Below are 15369 nucleotides of genomic sequence, written 5' to 3' on the forward strand. Positions count from 1 at the left end.
GTTATTGTTTTGGCAGTTGCGGAACGTTCTCATCAAACCATTTTTGGTAAATTTTGTTATAAGTTCCGTTCTCAACAATTTTGTTTAAACCATTATTGATTTTTTGTTGTAATTCACTATTGCCTTTAGCCACCGCAATACCGAAATATTGTTTTTCAAAATGGTTATCGTAGATCAGCTTAAATTTTTTCTCTGGGTGTGTTTTGATATAAAACTTAATCACACCCACATCGCCGACTGCTGCATCAATACCATCTTCAAATAGTTCTTGTAGTAGAAGAGGGGTATTATCAAACCGTTTGATTGAGGTACTATTTTTGCCAATAACTTCAGAGACTACAATATCCCCCGTACTGGAATTGACCACGCCAACATTGAGATCTTTTAAGCTGTTCAGGTCAGTCACATTGGAGGACTCGCTGATAACGATAGCTTGTTCTGCTGGGAAATAAGGGTTGGAAAAATCGACCATATTTTTACGTTTATCTGTGATAGTGATACCGGAAATTAAAATGTCCCGATCACCTGAGGATAAAGTTGCAAAAATACCTTCCCAAGGGGTATTGATTAACTTCACATCAAAACCTTCAACTTCCGCTATAGCTTTAATAATATCGATATCAAAACCTTCCAGTTGTTTTTGGCTATTTTCAAATTCAAAAGGGCGGTATGTACCACCAGCACCGACCGTATAACTTTCTTTAGCGTAAACATTCCCTGAAAAAGCCGCGAGTGTCAGGCATCCCGCAAAAACTAATTTTTTAAACATCATTACAGCCTCTTTATTTATGCAATTATAGTGCATAAAAATACATAAACTTTAGGTTGTAAGCAAACAATATTTATAAATTAGTACTGTGATATGAGGTTGAATAATGCGGAGGGATACCGTTTTGTGTTGTCAGTGAGATTAGCGGAGAAAATAAAACTATTTAAGAATAGGAAATGTGAGGTATTTCTAGTTTTAATGAAAAAACCTTCTTACAAAAACGGATATTCACAATATCGCTTTTTTTACCTAACCATAACATTGCATTAACGATAAGCTTCTGCCATGTTTAGCTAGCTCATTGAATAAATTAACTTATCATGGAAAAGATTTTATTGGTGTTATGGCCCTTATTTGCGTTAATAGCAATTGGGTTTATCTTACGTCGTACAAGTTTATTTTCTAATGATTTCTGGCCGAGTGCTGAAAAACTTAACTATTTTATCCTATTCCCTGCATTGTTGATTAATAGTTTGGCCAGTGCACCGCTAGATAACCCTAAATTAACTTTCCTTGCCAGTGCAATATTCTGTATCTTAGGGGCAAGTTCATTTTTAGTTTTGCTATGTAAATATTTATTCAAAATTACGGTTCCGCGCTTCGGTGCTTATATTCAAGGGATCACGCGTTTTAACACCTACTTAGGCTTGGCAATAATAGCTGATTTATTTGGTCAAGAAGGGGTTGCAATTGCTGCGGTAATAATGGCAATTCTTGTCCCTAGTTGTAATGTGATTGCGGTACTTTCCCTAACATCAGGTGAGAAAATATCGATAAAGCAAATTCTATTCCCGATCATTAAAAACCCATTAATTATCTCTTGTTTGGTCGGTATTCTATTGAATTTATCCCCTATTGGTTTGCCATTTGGGTCTGGCCAATTATTAAAATTATTGGCGGCGTCCAGTTTACCATTAGGGTTGATATGCATTGGGGGCGCTTTGCAAACGGCAACCTTAAGAAGAGAATTCCAGCCTTTGATTATCTCAACATTGATACGTTTATTAGCGATGCCAGTATTGGCGGTATCAATCGCATATTTATTTTCCTTACCTGAATTTGAAACTCTTTTATTAGTTATTTTTTTTGCTATTCCAACTGCGCCAACAGCTTATATTCTGACTAGGCAATTGAATGGTGATAGCCAATTAATGGCAGGTATTATTACATTACAAACTGTGATGGCGGTTTTTACCTTGCCACTAGTTCTGTCATTAGCCATACAATAACAGCGATATATTTTGCAACCTTAGCCTCCATACACTATGTTATCGGGAGATTACTTCGTCTGATAAGGAGTTGTGTGTGTCTTTGGATAAATGTCAGAAATATGAAAATTTATCAATTGAAGAGGTATTGGATAAACTTTCATTGTTATATACAAATGCAATTGATTCATTACGAGATGCAATCGCTATTTATGTTAAAGATGGCCGCATACCTGAAAATGCTGAACGGGAAAATGGTTTATTTGCCTACCCAGAGCTATGCGTAACATGGTTAGGGGAAGTTGATCACTGTGAAAAAACACGTGCTTATGCACGCTTTGTTAAACGCGGTAATTATACTGTCACGATAACTCAACCAGAACTATTTCGGGCTTATTTAGTTGAGCAGCTTTCTATTTTACAACAAGACTATGATGTATCTTTTACGGTTCGCCCATCCAAAACAGAAATTCCCTACCCATTTGTGATTGATGGTTCAGATTTAGTCCTAGACCGTAGTATGAGCAGTCGTCTTGCTGCACATTTTCCGATTACAGACTTATCACATATTAGTGACGATATTACGGATGGTTTAAACCCAATAACTGATGAAATGCCATTATCGCATTTTGATGCGTTGCGGGTAGATTTTTCGTTAGCGCGCTTAAAACATTACACGGGTACACCGCCTGAGCACGTCCAACCTTATATTTTATTTACGAACTATAACCGTTATGTGGATGAATTTGTGAGCTGGGCATGCGAACAAATTCGAGACCCTGAAAGCCGCTATATTGCTTTGTCTTGTGTTGGTCATAATTATTTAACGGATGAAAATGCAGACCCACAAATTGCAACTTCCGATTTAACATGGAAAAAGTTCCAAATGCCTGCATACCATCTGATTGCAAAAGATGGCTCTGGTATCACATTAGTGAATATTGGCGTTGGCCCTTCAAATGCAAAAAACATTTGTGATCACCTTGCTGTATTAAGGCCACATACCTGGCTAATGATTGGTCATTGTGGTGGTTTACGAGAAAGCCAAAAAATTGGTGATTATGTGTTAGCTCATGCTTATTTACGTGATGACCATATTTTAGATGATGTATTACCGCCAGATATTCCTATTCCAAGTATCGCAGAGGTTCAGCGTGCTCTTTATGATGCAACAAAACAGGTAAGTAATATGCCTGGTGAGTTGGTCAAACAGCGGCTACGTACTGGAACGGTAGTTACCACAGATGATAGAAACTGGGAACTGCGTTTTTTTGCAACCGCACGTCGGTTTAGTTTAAGCCGTGCGGTCGCGGTGGATATGGAAAGTGCAACAATCGCAGCGCAAGGTTATCGTTTCCGAGTACCTTATGGCACACTGCTTTGCGTTTCAGATAAACCTCTGCATGGTGAAATTAAATTACCGGGACAAGCCAATAGTTTTTATGAAGGTGCGATATCCGAACACTTACAAATAGGTATTCGTGCTATTGATTTATTAAGGCAAGAAGGGGATAAATTACATTCTAGGAAATTAAGAACTTTTGATGAACCGCCATTTAGATAGCAAGGAGATGCCATCTATGAATTTGATACCAGAAATTGAAACGGATAGGTTGATTTTATCCAAACATCAGGTAAGTGACTTTCCTGCACTGACCAAGTTATGGGCAACAGAATCTATGGTACGCCATATTGGTGGCGTTCCATCTTCAGAGCGTGAATCGTGGATGAGAATGCTTGCGTATGGAGGGCTGTGGCCATTACTGGGGTTTGGTTATTGGGCTGTGCGCAAAAAAAACACGAGGCAGTATATAGGGGATTTAGGCTTTGCTGATTTTCACCGCATGGTTGAGCCTAAAGTTAAAGGGGTCCCTGAAGCTGGTTGGGTAATAGCACCTGAATTTCAAGGTCAAGGTTATGCAAGCGAGGCGATGAGCGCCGCTCTAATGTGGTTAAAAAAACAAAAAAAACATAAGCAATCAATTTGTTTTATTGAGCCGAGAAATATAGCGTCTTTGCGTGTTGCTGAAAAAGTAGGCTATGTTGTCGACCGTGAAATATTTATGAACGGTTGCATTACGGTATTATTACGCCAGGAATTAGATGTTGCATAACTAGTTGATGTAGTTATTTAATCATGAATTTTTATTGCATAACGGGTTATTATTTTATGTATGATGAGCTAGATATTTCCCAAGTTAGCCAGTTATCAGGTTTGGCACCCTCTACACTTCGTTATTATGAGGAAAGAGGGTTAATTAAACCGATAGGCAGAAAAGGGCTAAAACGGGTTTATCATGGCAAAGAAGTTATAACCCGTTTATCTTTGATTTCGCTAGGGCAGGAGGCAAAGTTCTCACTTGAAGAAATAGCTGAAATGCTAAACCATAAAGGGGGCCCTAAAATTGAACGAGAAAGTTTACTGGCAAAAGCGGATGAGATTGAACAAACCCTGCAAAGTCTGTCAGTTTTAAAAAATGGTATTTTACATATTGCTAATTGCCCTGAAGAGAATCATTTTTTATGCCCTAACTTCCAAAAGATTATGGCAAGTCGTTTAAAATTAAACCAGTTAAAGAAAAAAGGACCCTGATTATATTATCCCACTTTTGATAATAATGAATCCTAATTTCAAGCATAGAATGGGATGGCTAATCTGATTACACTGCTAAAATTGTAGTAACGATTTTAGGGAAATTATGACAACTCATTTTTTGGCGTTTGAAAAACCGATTATTGAACTTAACGAAAAAATAGCAGCTTTGATCGCCTTTAAACAAAAAGGCCACCCATCTGAAATTAAACTCGATGAAGAAATCCAATTATTAAAGAAAAAAAGCCTCTCATTGACTAAAACAATATTTTCATCACTTGGTGCATGGGAGGTTGTTCAGTTAGCTAGGCACCCATTAAGGCCTTATACCTTAGATTATATCCCATTAATATTTACTGAGTTTCAAGAGCTTGCAGGTGATCGCGCATTTGCTGATGATAAAGCAATGGTAGGCGGGCTTGCGCGTTTAGACGGTAAGCCTGTGATGGTTATTGGCCAACAAAAAGGACGTACAACGAAAGAAAAAGTGATGCGCAACTTTGGAATGCCCTCACCAGAGGGGTATCGAAAAGCATTGCGTTTAATGAAAATGGCGGAACGCTTTCATTTACCCGTCATTATTTTCATTGATTCAGCAGGGGCCTATCCGGGTGTTGGTGCGGAAGAACGAGGGCAAGCTGAAGCTATTGCCCGTAATATTATCGAAATGTCTCGTTTAAAAACACCGATCATTTGTGTGATAACAGGGGAAGGCTGTTCAGGTGGTGCATTAGGGATAGGTGTAGGGGACAGAATAAATATGCTGGAATACAGTACTTATGCAGCAATATCACCGGAAGGGTGCGCATCTATTTTATGGAAAGATGCACAAAAAGCCCAAATAGCCGCGGAAGTGATGGGGATGACAGCTCCTAGATTAAAAGACCTCGGAATTATCGATACAATTATACCTGAGCCAATGGGAGGGGCACACCGTGACTATACATTGGCAGCCGAGCACTTAAAGCAGCAGTTATTGGTCGATTTAGCTGAATTAACTCAATTAGATATAGACACATTGCTCGCTTCTCGTTATCAAAAAATAATGGATTTCGGTTATTGTTAATGTTATTAGTTCAGGCCCATATGTTGTGGAGCATGGAGGAAATATGACGGTCGACCTGAATTTATTGAAAGTTTTTATTGCGGTAGCCACTCAAGGGAATTTTGTGAATGCGGCAAAGCAGCTTTCCATGCCTACATCAAATGTAAGCCGTTATATTAAACAACTGGAACATCAACTAAATAGCCAATTAATTGAGCGAACAACGCGGCAAATGCGTTTAACCGAGGCCGGTAATATATTATTTGCTCAAAGCCAAAAACTAGTAGATGAATTGGAGCAAGTCGTCCAGAGAATTTGTCACCCTCAAGCGCTCACAGGGACATTGAGGCTGACTATTCCCAGTGAGTCTGGTAGTTTATTATTGGCTGATTTACTCGCAAAATTTGCATTATTGCATCCCCAACTAAATATCCATTGTGATACTCAATTAACACCACAAGATGTTATCAGTGACGATATTGATTTATTGCTGACTTTTCATCGGGGCCATCTCGAAGACAGTAGTTATCACTCACGGTTAATTAAATCATGGCCAAGTGCGGTAGTCGCATCACCAAAACTAATTGAAAAAACGGGGAAACCTTCTACATTGGCTGATTTGGCTAGTGTGCCTTGCATTTCAAGTTTAAGCGCTTTACAAGGGCAGCCGTGGATATTTATTGATGCACATGACCGCCAGCAAAAAGTAGTAATAAACAGCACATATCGGGTTAACAGTGGGTTACTTGCTAATGCCGCTGCGGCAAACGGCGTAGGTTACGCGATTTTATCGTTAGAGGCTTGTCGTGAGCAAATACAGCAAGGGGTACTTGAGTTGATTGAATTTGGTGATATAAAACCTGCACCTATTGAGTTACGTGCTGTTTATGCCAGTCGCAGTGCATTATCACCAAAGATAGCTGCGTTTTTAAATTATTTATTACAGCAAATATAACAAGCTTACTACCGGTTAAATCGTGGGTCAAAAGCAAAGTCGAGGGGCTTAATGGTTTGGGTCACTTTTTGAAATTGCGGGTGCATAGGGTTAATAATGGCATTATATTCATAAGGAATAATACAAGAAGGGACAATTAAGGCTAGGCTGTCTTGGTTAGTTAACCAGGTTGTGCCTATGTCCATTGTAGAGGTAGGTGCTGGGTCACGCTGCCAATCATCAGGGAGATGCTCTACTGACAGCTTCATCACATACCTATCGTTGATCTCAATTGATAATAAAGTGAAATGATTAAGCACGGTATCTTGGTTTATATGAACGAGAATTTCTAAAGCAGCTAATGAAATACTTGTTGATGTGTAGATAGCGGGCGTACCTTTATGGTTCCAGCGCCCACCGTATAACCTAGCACCTTGACCGGACCACGCATCATGAGCAAAGTCAGATTTAATCAAACGATATAAAATCATGAAAAAACACCGTGTTCAATGCGGCCAATAAGGTCGATAACTTCAAGAGCACCACTTTCAGTGGCAATCAACTCTATAGGGCGCGTATGTCCTAAGCCTTTCACGGGGTGATTCAACCAATCACTTGCCATTGACTTATCACCATTGAATAAGCGTACAGCGGCATCAAATACACGCACTAAGCGAGCAATTCTTTCACTTTCATCGGCATTGAGTGGCTGACCTGCATTTCTACGCCTTGCCACATTGCGCTCATTAATACCTGAAATACGGAGTAATTCAGATTTGCTGATGCCAGACCATTCTTGAATGTTGTCTAACACCGTAACGGAAAGACCTTGTCGTAGGAAATGAGTGAGTTCGATACCACGTTCTGCGGGTAGGCCAGCAAAGCGCCATAGGGGCTTAAAAGGTGGCGTGGCGGGTTGGGTTGGGAGTGCTGGAATATAGTTTCTCATTAAATACCTCCTGACATTTGTCTTGTTTATTATAGACAATTGTCAGTAAGGTGTAAAATGAAAGATTAAAAAATAGCCATTGGTGAAGACTATTTATCGCCTCGAAAACGCGTTGTGAGGCCTTTTAGAAAGTAACGAAGTAGCTGGTCTCCACATTCACGGTAGTTTTTATGCCCGGGTTTACGAAAAATGGCATTTAGTTCGGGTTTTGAAACACGAAAGTCAGCGAGTTGGTAAATTTCAATCATATCAGTGTCTTTTAGTTCAAAAGCGACACGTAATTTTTTGAGAATAATATTGTTGTTTAAACGAGTATCGATTTCAGGTGCAGGACGACTTTCATCTTTACCACGGCGATAATAAATCAGCCCATTCAAAAAATGCCCCATTACATTATCATTACATTCAATGTATTCAGGGTCTGTATCTTTCTTTAACCAACTCACCATGTCTTCTTTTGAAATTGTGAGGTCTGCTAGTTTTACGATATTAACCATCTGAGCATCGCTCAAGTCCAACATATAGCGAATACTACGTAAAACATAATTATTAAGCATGGTTGTATTTTATCCATTATTTATAAAATTAATTAACGCAATCATATTGTTTGCATTAATGGTTACCGTGACAACGCTGACAAGATATTGTTTGAAAAGAAACTTGCGATGACGAGGTGGCTATTATGAGGGAATAACAGGATAAAGCAAAGCACTGAACGATGCTTTACCCCATGTAGCGTTATCTAGCCCATAAAATAAATAAGGGAATAGAAAAAGACTAAGGTAAGCCCAACGGTTAATAGCATATTTTTAAGCACTGAAGCTACGACCACACAAAAGAGAGCACCCCAAAGGTAAGGGTTGTCTGGGAAGCTGCGAATCTCATGATTTTCTAGCAAAATTACAGGTGCGCAAATAGCGGTCAATAAGCAGGGAGCCGAATAGCTCAAAGCTTGACGAACGACAAGGGGTAACCGTATTGGTAATTGGGGGATTAGAAAAATATAGCGCAGAGTAAAAACAATAGCGGTTAAGCTAATAATTAACAACCAGATCATTTTTCCTCCTTCAATAAACGTGAAACTGCGACAGAGACAAACATCCCACCAACGCCTGCGATAACAATAGCACTACTGAAGGAGTACATTGAAAGTATGATAGCGACAACGAGTGAAAAGATAACTCCGCAAAGTGTACTTATTTTTCTTGTTAATGGAACGACGATTGCGAGCAAAGTTGCAACCACAGAAAAATCAAGATGTAATCGACTCAAATCGCCCACAATATTGGCCATCGCAATCCCGCAAAGACTGGTAATTAACCAAACCAGATAAAAACTAAAACCTGCACCAAAGAGATAAGGAAAACTTAAACTCTGGCGTTTTGCTGCACTAATCGCAAATAACTCATCAGTCAGTAAGAAGCCGATACTAAGGCGCTGAGGCGTTGTAAAGTCTTTAACTTGGGGTCGCAGTGTCAACCCATATAGTAAGTGTTGAGAAGTAATAAAGAAAACCGAGATAATAATCGTGATATAACCAGCACCAGAATTAAGTAACCCAAGTGTAACTAATTGAGCAGCACCAGCAAATACCATGGCTGACATGGCAAGACTTTGCCAAAAATCAAGCCCTGTTTCGACAGCCATAGAGCCAGCGAGGACTCCCCATGGAATAACGGCAAGGTTGAGAGGGGCAGTGTGAACAGCGCCGTTCATCATTGCTTTTTGCCATGAGTGATGTTGTTGAGAATACATGTAGATATATACCTATTATGAGTAAAAATAATTATAGCAATATAATTTATATTAAAGACTTATAACTCAATGGGATAAAACAAGATTGCTCTTTTATATCCACCTGATTACGTGCCATTGATCATTTCAAGCCCACCAAGGCCTTGTAAATGAAAGTAATGGGTACTTTCCATAGCATTCCCAAAAGTGAGTCGTTTATGAGCTATTTTTATTAAGCGACTTATTGATAGCATTATTTTAATAACAACTAATAAGCAGAAAGATGGCATTTGGAATACTAATTTATATAGGGTGTTTAATAAATAGATGTTAGTGCCATAGCTACTTTTATGTAATACAGGCTGTTATGTTATATCTTGAAATACAAACTTAATCACTACTGCTAATAGATGGCCATAAAAAGTTTAAAACTCCAATTAATTATGAGATGTAAGCATAAAAACACGCTGGTAAATTATTTTCAGCACGCCACTGAATAGGGTGACCGCTCTGGTTTTATATTCTGCTGTGTATGCCAGAAACTCATTGGTTAAGCTGGTTTTTTGTTTGTATGCAGATAATAAATCCATATTGAAATTATTAATTAGTGATATCTTTCATATAAAACAGAAGATCTGTATCATAGTAACCATTAAGAAAGAATGTGAATTTTTTGTTATAACTTTTATAGAGTTAGCAGGTTTACTATGCTTGAAAATCTCGGTATTACAAACTTATGGACTTATCTTATTGGTGTAATATTTATTACTCTGGTACCCGGCCCTAATTCTTTATTTGTTTTAACGAGCAGTGCAAAATATGGCGTAAAAAATGGTTATAAAGCAGCGTTAGGTGTTTTTACTGGTGATGCTGTACTCATATTTTTATCATTTTTGGGTGTCGCTTCATTGGTGAAAACCTCCCCTATATTCTTTAGTGTCATAAAATATGCAGGGGCAGCTTATTTATTTTATTTAGGGATTAAAACACTCTATAGCGTTCTACATAAAAAAGACACGGCGGGTGATGTTGATTCTATTGTCCTTGCCACTAAAGGGACATTTAAAAAAGCCGTCTTTTTAAGTTTACTTAACCCCAAAATGATCATTTTTTATGTGTCGTTCTTTATCCAATTTATAGACCCTGCTTACCCAAGCGCTGGAGTGCCATTTTTCATTCTGGGCCTCATTTTAGAAACTTGCAGTATGATTTATTTATCATTACTAATTTTTGGTGCAGTTGCAGTGACTAATATGGTGAAACACAATAAAAAATTATCCAAATTTTCCAATAGCTGTATTGGTGCCGTGTTTCTAATGTTTGGTGTGAAACTGGCTTTAACCGCATAGGGATAAATTATCCTACTACCTACTAATAGCCGATGGTATATCGGCTATTTTTATGGAGACTAACGTTTCATCACTGTAACCTGCTCATGGTTCACTATCCGTTCCTCGACATCTTTCCAGCCCATTCGACGATAGAGTTGCTGCATATCCGGAGTGTATAAGTAAAGGCTTTGGCCTATCAGGTTGTGATAGTAGTTATATAATTCTTCAATAAGTTTACTGCCCATTTTATGTCCACGGGCTTCAGGGACTGTGAGCACTTCGCCTAGCCACCAAGTAGCTTGGTGGACACCCGTTAATTCATGCAAAATAGTACTTGCAGTAGCAAGGAGATTGCCATTTTTATCCGCATAACAAGATAGTATTTGCGGGTTGTCATGACTACAGCGTTCTATTAGCCGCATACGAATGGCAGAAATATTTTCCCATGGGGGTAAATGCCGCCATTCATGATGTAAGGCACTGCTAATTTGTTCAATAAGTTGTGTGTCCTGAGGTGTAACGACGATAAAGTGCATAGCATCCCTATTGAGCAGATAATATAAGTAATGGTGAAAGGGCGTCTAGTAGACTGAATATTTGCCTATAAATATAACTTATCACTTTATTTTTGTTATGGTTATACGTTTTTATGTGGCAATTCCCAGTATGTACCTAGGGTTTCGCAACGATATAGCGTGTCCATCATCTAATTGGTGAAGTAACAAATGTAGGGTAAATATTAAGTCTGGGTCGCTCCAATAGTGCGAAAATCTGTTATAGGTTATTTTTTCGCAACAGCACAGATAATAACGTCCTATGTTGTAATAATCATTAACCTACAACAGCAAGTGATATTGTTGTGACTAGGCTTACAATAACGCACGAAAAACTTGATGGTTTTTATTCGATTAGTTTTTAATAGTGTTGAATTAAAAGATAAATCTGGGGTTATTTATGCTAAAACATCTAATAGAAATTGCTAAAAATTATGCAAAGCCCGCAACCTTTAATGGGTATATAGAAAGCGGGCATGTAGCAGCTGCATTAGAAACAGAAGATGGTGAAATTTATAGTGGTGTGAGCATTGATTCAGCATGCTCATTGGGTTTTTGCGCTGAGCACGCTGCTGTCGCTGATATGTTAAAGGAAGGTAAGTCAGTAATTAAAGCTATTGTTGCTGTTGACTCATCAGGTTGTATCGTACCTCCTTGTGGACGATGCCGTGAGCTTCTTACCCAACTGTCGGATAAAAATAAAGAAACGATTGTGGGTGTGAGTGATGATGTGCAAGTGACATTAGCACAGTTAATGCCTTATGACTGGAAGGTAGCGCGTTGTTAATCTAATAAAAGAATGGTTACAAAATGAATAATGAAGTGAAGCACTATACAGCTACTGCGATGATCCGTAATGATAAAGGTGAGTTTTTATTACATGAACATCGTAAATTAGGGTTTTGGTTACCCCCCGGTGGCCATATTGAAGCGAATGAAGAACCACAGCAGGCTGTTTTTCGAGAGGTTCTTGAAGAAACGGGGTTGGAATGCAAGGTTATTGATTGTAGTTATCCTTTTAAATCAAAGGTAAAGGGTGTTCCTCCGACACAAGTATTGCCTTTACCTCTCGCGATTTTAAAAGAATTTATTGCTGATAAAACGCAAGGGGATCATTGGCATATTGATATGGTGTATTTGTGCGAATTATTGTCGCCAGCACAGCCTCCCATTGCGCCATTCAAATGGGTTGCATATGAGCAACTCGCCAAACTCAATATTCCTGAGGATGTGATTGAGTTGGCGAAAATGGTCAATGAATATTATCAACAGTGACTGGCAAGCCAACGCAAAATTAGCTCACGTTGAAAAACAACAAAGATAACCCTAACACGATAAGTAAAAGACCAATAACCTTATCCATCACAAGTTGGTAGTTAAGTACTTTATTACGTACAGTTGGGGTTGCAAAAAATAGGGCGATTAAACTAAACCAGACTAAATGGGCAAAAGAGATAAATAACCCGTAGCCTAGGTTTAACCAAACAGAGTTATTCACTTGGATGACTTGGCTATAGACAGAAACAACAAAAAACATTGTTTTGGGGTTTAACGCATTAGTTAAAAAGCCCGTTTTAAACGCGACAAAATGTGATAGCGACTGACCTTGGGAAGCACCTGTTGTTATCTTTGTTTTATTTATAAATGACTTAAAACCTATATAAACCAAATAAAAAACACCAAGAAGTTTCACCACTAAAAATAAAGTGGGTGAACTCATAATGATCACTGTAATACCGAAAATAGTGTAAAAAACATGTACTTGTACACCGATAGCAATCCCTAACGCACAAATTAACCCTGTCTTAACCCCATAGGTATAGCTACTGCGCGTCACCATAGCAAAATCGGGGCCTGGACTAATAACGGCCAAAATCGTAATAGTGGCAACAGCAATAATTTCATTCATATTAATTCCCTAAATGAGTAATAAAAACTTACTGAAAAGTCTTTGTTTTATCTTTCTAAGCTGGCTTATTATTTTTTATTATCAATAGATTGATTAAAACTAAAAAGCGATTTATCCTGACATAAATCTGTCAGTTTTTATTACCTATATGAAACTACCACCTTTAACTTCATTACGTTTTTTTGACGCAGCAGCTAAAGCAGGCAGCTTTGTTAAAGCTGCCGAAGAGTTAAATGTCACTCACAGCGCAATTAGCCGGCAAATTCGTTTATTGGAAGAACATCTTAATGTCGAGCTATTTGAGCGCAGAAACCGGGCTGTTTTTTTAACTGCTGAAGGGGCATTATTACTACAAACAACCACTTCTATATTTGAGCAATTGCGAGAAAGTGTCGAAAAAATCACCGCAAATAACACCTCTAATGTGGTAAGTTTATCTTGTGAGCCGACGATTGCGATGAAGTGGTTAATTCCTCGGTTGACTGATTTCTATCAACATTATCCAGATATTACGGTGCACTTGGTTGCCGCTGGAGGGCCTATTGATTTTACTAAAACTAATGTTGATTTAGCGCTTAGACGAAATGATTTCACATGGGATATGCACATTAGTGCGGTAAAAGTGTGCTCTGAACATATGGGGGTGGTTATTAGGCCCGAAATAGATTTTGCAGGGGGAATTGGCGACGCGACATTGTTATCAACAGCGTCGCGGCCAAATGCATGGCAAACTTGGCAGAAAATGAAAGGGGTATCTTTTCAAGGGAATAAGGTAATCACTTATGAACATTTTTATCTATGTATTCAAGCCGCATTAGCAGGGCAAGGTGTCGCATTGGCATCATTTTTGATGGTCGCTGATGAAGTTAAATCGAAGCAACTTTGTGCTCCAGATGGGTTTATGCAAGATGGCTCAGCGTATTATTTATTGTCGGTAAAACCCATCAAGCCTAAGAGTGCAGCAGATATTTTTACCCAGTGGTTAATCGACCAAGTGAATACAAGTATTAAAACAATCATAAATTAATATAGTTAACTATCAAAAAAGGATATTTTGGTTATTAATTCACCGAACCCCCCTGTCATATAAAGATTTTATGACATAACTATTTCCGTGCGTGCTATATTTCTCTGCTGGGTTTTATGTCTTATGTTGGAGCAGATAATGAGCAAAATACGGGTAGGTGTTATTTTCGGTGGTAAGTCAACGGAGCATGAAGTTTCTTTACAGTCCGCTAAAAATATTATCAATGGGCTAGATCGCAATAGGTTTGATGTATGCCTTTTAGGTATTAATAAAGAAGGGCAATGGCATGAATATAACGAAGCCGATTTCTTATTGCATGGTGATGACCCATCTCGTATTACATTAAATACACCAAAGCGTAGTATTGCGATTGTTCCAGGCAAGACTTCCGAACAATTTATTTCTTTAGAAGACGCAAAGCCGCTCCCTCAAATCGATGTTATATTTCCAATTGTCCATGGTAATTTAGGTGAGGATGGGTCCTTACAAGGCCTTTTACGTATGGCTAATTTACCCTTTGTTGGGCCTGGAGTATTAGGTTCTTCGGCTTGTATGGATAAAGACGTAACGAAAAGGTTACTAAGAGATGCGGGTTTAAAAATTGCACCCTTTGTTACCGTTTTAAACAGTGAGCGCACCACAGTTAACTATGATGAAATAGTGGCTCAGTTAAGCCTACCTCTGTTTATTAAACCCGCTAATCAAGGCTCTTCAGTGGGTATTAATAAAGTCAGTAATCTAGCTGAATTTAACCAAGCCCTCGATTTTGCATTTTTATTCGATACTAAAGTGTTAATTGAAAGCGCAGTAAAAGGCCGCGAAATTGAATGTGCAGTGTTAGGCAATGAAAACCCACTAGCAAGCCCATGCGGTGAGATTGTTTTACATGATAGCTTCTATGCGTATCACACTAAGTATATTGATGAAAATGGTGCTTCTGTGGTTGCTCCAGCTCAGCTAGATGAAGCCGTTAGTGATAAAATTCGTGAGATTGCGTTATCGGCATACAGGGCATTAAATTGTAGCGGTATGTCGCGTGTTGATGTTTTCTTAACAGAAAATAATGATGTAGTTATTAATGAAATCAATACATTGCCAGGCTTTACGAATATCAGTATGTATCCTAAGCTATGGCAACAAGGCGGTATGACATATCAGCAATTAATTAGTCGTTTGATTGAGTTAGGCATTGAAAAGTTCCAACAAACGGCGATGCTGAAAACAGCATGTGATGAAATTTAATCGTATGATTTATACTACCTCGGTAGTCTTTATGGCTACTGAGGTGATCCCAGACTACCAGCGTTAACCTATTA

Annotated in this window: 19 protein-coding genes; 11 read left to right on the plus strand and 8 right to left on the minus strand. The window is 38.5% G+C overall.

Going from position 1 to position 15369, the window contains the following annotated elements:
• Nucleotide 1 precedes the first annotated feature (1 nt).
• On the minus strand, nt 2-769 hold the full coding sequence (locus ACPEH5_RS03435; protein ID WP_042844340.1) for a basic amino acid ABC transporter substrate-binding protein: 768 nt from the start codon (nt 767-769) through the stop codon (nt 2-4).
• A gap of 320 nt (nt 770-1089) precedes the next feature.
• Here ACPEH5_RS03435 and ACPEH5_RS03440 point away from each other — a divergent pair, with 320 nt between their 5' ends.
• From ACPEH5_RS03440 to ACPEH5_RS03465, 6 genes are all read left to right on the plus strand, one after another.
• On the plus strand, nt 1090-1998 hold the full coding sequence (locus ACPEH5_RS03440; protein ID WP_048607173.1) for an AEC family transporter: 909 nt from the start codon (nt 1090-1092) through the stop codon (nt 1996-1998).
• 115 nt (nt 1999-2113) lie between these two features.
• The gene (locus tag ACPEH5_RS03445) at nt 2114-3541 is read left to right on the plus strand and encodes an AMP nucleosidase (protein WP_370661193.1); all 1428 of its coding nucleotides are present in this window, start codon (nt 2114-2116) and stop codon (nt 3539-3541) included.
• A 16-nt stretch (nt 3542-3557) separates the two neighbouring features.
• Nucleotides 3558-4091, plus strand: a complete 534-nt coding sequence (locus tag ACPEH5_RS03450; protein ID WP_226693208.1) for a GNAT family N-acetyltransferase — start codon at nt 3558-3560, stop codon at nt 4089-4091.
• A 56-nt stretch (nt 4092-4147) separates the two neighbouring features.
• Complete coding sequence (locus ACPEH5_RS03455; protein WP_042843814.1) at nt 4148-4570, plus strand: helix-turn-helix domain-containing protein; 423 nt, start codon at nt 4148-4150, stop codon at nt 4568-4570.
• Between the two features lie 106 nt (nt 4571-4676).
• On the plus strand, nt 4677-5636 hold the full coding sequence (accA, locus tag ACPEH5_RS03460) for an acetyl-CoA carboxylase carboxyl transferase subunit alpha (protein WP_129465903.1): 960 nt from the start codon (nt 4677-4679) through the stop codon (nt 5634-5636).
• 43 nt (nt 5637-5679) lie between these two features.
• Nucleotides 5680-6570 (plus strand): LysR family transcriptional regulator, encoded by an 891-nt coding sequence (locus ACPEH5_RS03465; protein WP_131680005.1) that lies wholly within the window; start codon nt 5680-5682, stop codon nt 6568-6570.
• 8 nt (nt 6571-6578) lie between these two features.
• On the opposite strand, the gene ACPEH5_RS03470 is transcribed toward ACPEH5_RS03465, so the two are convergent.
• From ACPEH5_RS03470 to ACPEH5_RS03490, 5 genes are all read right to left on the minus strand, one after another.
• Nucleotides 6579-7040 (minus strand): RES family NAD+ phosphorylase, encoded by a 462-nt coding sequence (locus tag ACPEH5_RS03470; protein ID WP_042843809.1) that lies wholly within the window; start codon nt 7038-7040, stop codon nt 6579-6581.
• Nucleotides 7037-7498, minus strand: a complete 462-nt coding sequence (gene parS / locus ACPEH5_RS03475) for a type II RES/Xre toxin-antitoxin system antitoxin (RefSeq protein WP_048607179.1) — start codon at nt 7496-7498, stop codon at nt 7037-7039. The genes ACPEH5_RS03470 and parS overlap by 4 nt, the downstream gene beginning before the upstream one ends.
• 89 nt (nt 7499-7587) lie before the next feature.
• A complete protein-coding gene (locus ACPEH5_RS03480) occupies nt 7588-8055 on the minus strand; it encodes a DUF1456 family protein (protein WP_042843807.1) in 468 nt (155 codons plus the stop codon).
• A gap of 185 nt (nt 8056-8240) precedes the next feature.
• Nucleotides 8241-8555, minus strand: a complete 315-nt coding sequence (locus ACPEH5_RS03485) for an AzlD domain-containing protein (protein ID WP_042843806.1) — start codon at nt 8553-8555, stop codon at nt 8241-8243.
• Nucleotides 8552-9253, minus strand: a complete 702-nt coding sequence (locus ACPEH5_RS03490) for an AzlC family ABC transporter permease (protein ID WP_048607181.1) — start codon at nt 9251-9253, stop codon at nt 8552-8554. Before ACPEH5_RS03490 ends, ACPEH5_RS03485 begins: the two co-directional genes overlap by 4 nt.
• A 686-nt stretch (nt 9254-9939) precedes the next feature.
• Here ACPEH5_RS03490 and leuE point away from each other — a divergent pair.
• Complete coding sequence (gene leuE, locus ACPEH5_RS03495; RefSeq protein ID WP_048607183.1) at nt 9940-10581, plus strand: leucine efflux protein LeuE; 642 nt, start codon at nt 9940-9942, stop codon at nt 10579-10581.
• Between the two features lie 59 nt (nt 10582-10640).
• Here leuE and ACPEH5_RS03500 read toward each other — a convergent pair whose 3' ends face one another.
• Nucleotides 10641-11099, minus strand: coding sequence for a GNAT family N-acetyltransferase (locus ACPEH5_RS03500; protein ID WP_042843802.1), 459 nt, complete (start codon nt 11097-11099; stop codon nt 10641-10643).
• 418 nt (nt 11100-11517) lie between these two features.
• On the opposite strand from ACPEH5_RS03500, the gene ACPEH5_RS03505 reads away from it, so the two are divergent.
• A complete protein-coding gene (locus ACPEH5_RS03505; RefSeq protein WP_048607185.1) occupies nt 11518-11904 on the plus strand; it encodes a cytidine deaminase family protein in 387 nt (128 codons plus the stop codon).
• 23 nt (nt 11905-11927) lie between these two features.
• Nucleotides 11928-12392, plus strand: a complete 465-nt coding sequence (locus ACPEH5_RS03510; RefSeq protein ID WP_042843800.1) for an NUDIX hydrolase — start codon at nt 11928-11930, stop codon at nt 12390-12392.
• Between the two features lie 19 nt (nt 12393-12411).
• On the opposite strand, the gene ACPEH5_RS03515 is transcribed toward ACPEH5_RS03510, so the two are convergent.
• A complete protein-coding gene (locus tag ACPEH5_RS03515) occupies nt 12412-13026 on the minus strand; it encodes a LysE family translocator (RefSeq protein WP_071548077.1) in 615 nt (204 codons plus the stop codon).
• 148 nt (nt 13027-13174) lie between these two features.
• On the opposite strand from ACPEH5_RS03515, the gene ACPEH5_RS03520 reads away from it, so the two are divergent.
• Both ACPEH5_RS03520 and ddlA read left to right on the plus strand, forming a co-directional pair.
• Nucleotides 13175-14053, plus strand: a complete 879-nt coding sequence (locus tag ACPEH5_RS03520) for a LysR substrate-binding domain-containing protein (protein WP_071548078.1) — start codon at nt 13175-13177, stop codon at nt 14051-14053.
• A 138-nt stretch (nt 14054-14191) separates the two neighbouring features.
• A complete protein-coding gene (ddlA, locus tag ACPEH5_RS03525; protein WP_042843797.1) occupies nt 14192-15295 on the plus strand; it encodes a D-alanine--D-alanine ligase in 1104 nt (367 codons plus the stop codon).
• The last annotated feature ends 74 nt before the right edge of the window (nt 15296-15369 follow it).

Source organism: Providencia sp. NPDC089933 (genome assembly GCF_049545585.1).
GTDB lineage: Bacteria > Pseudomonadota > Gammaproteobacteria > Enterobacterales > Enterobacteriaceae > Providencia > Providencia huashanensis.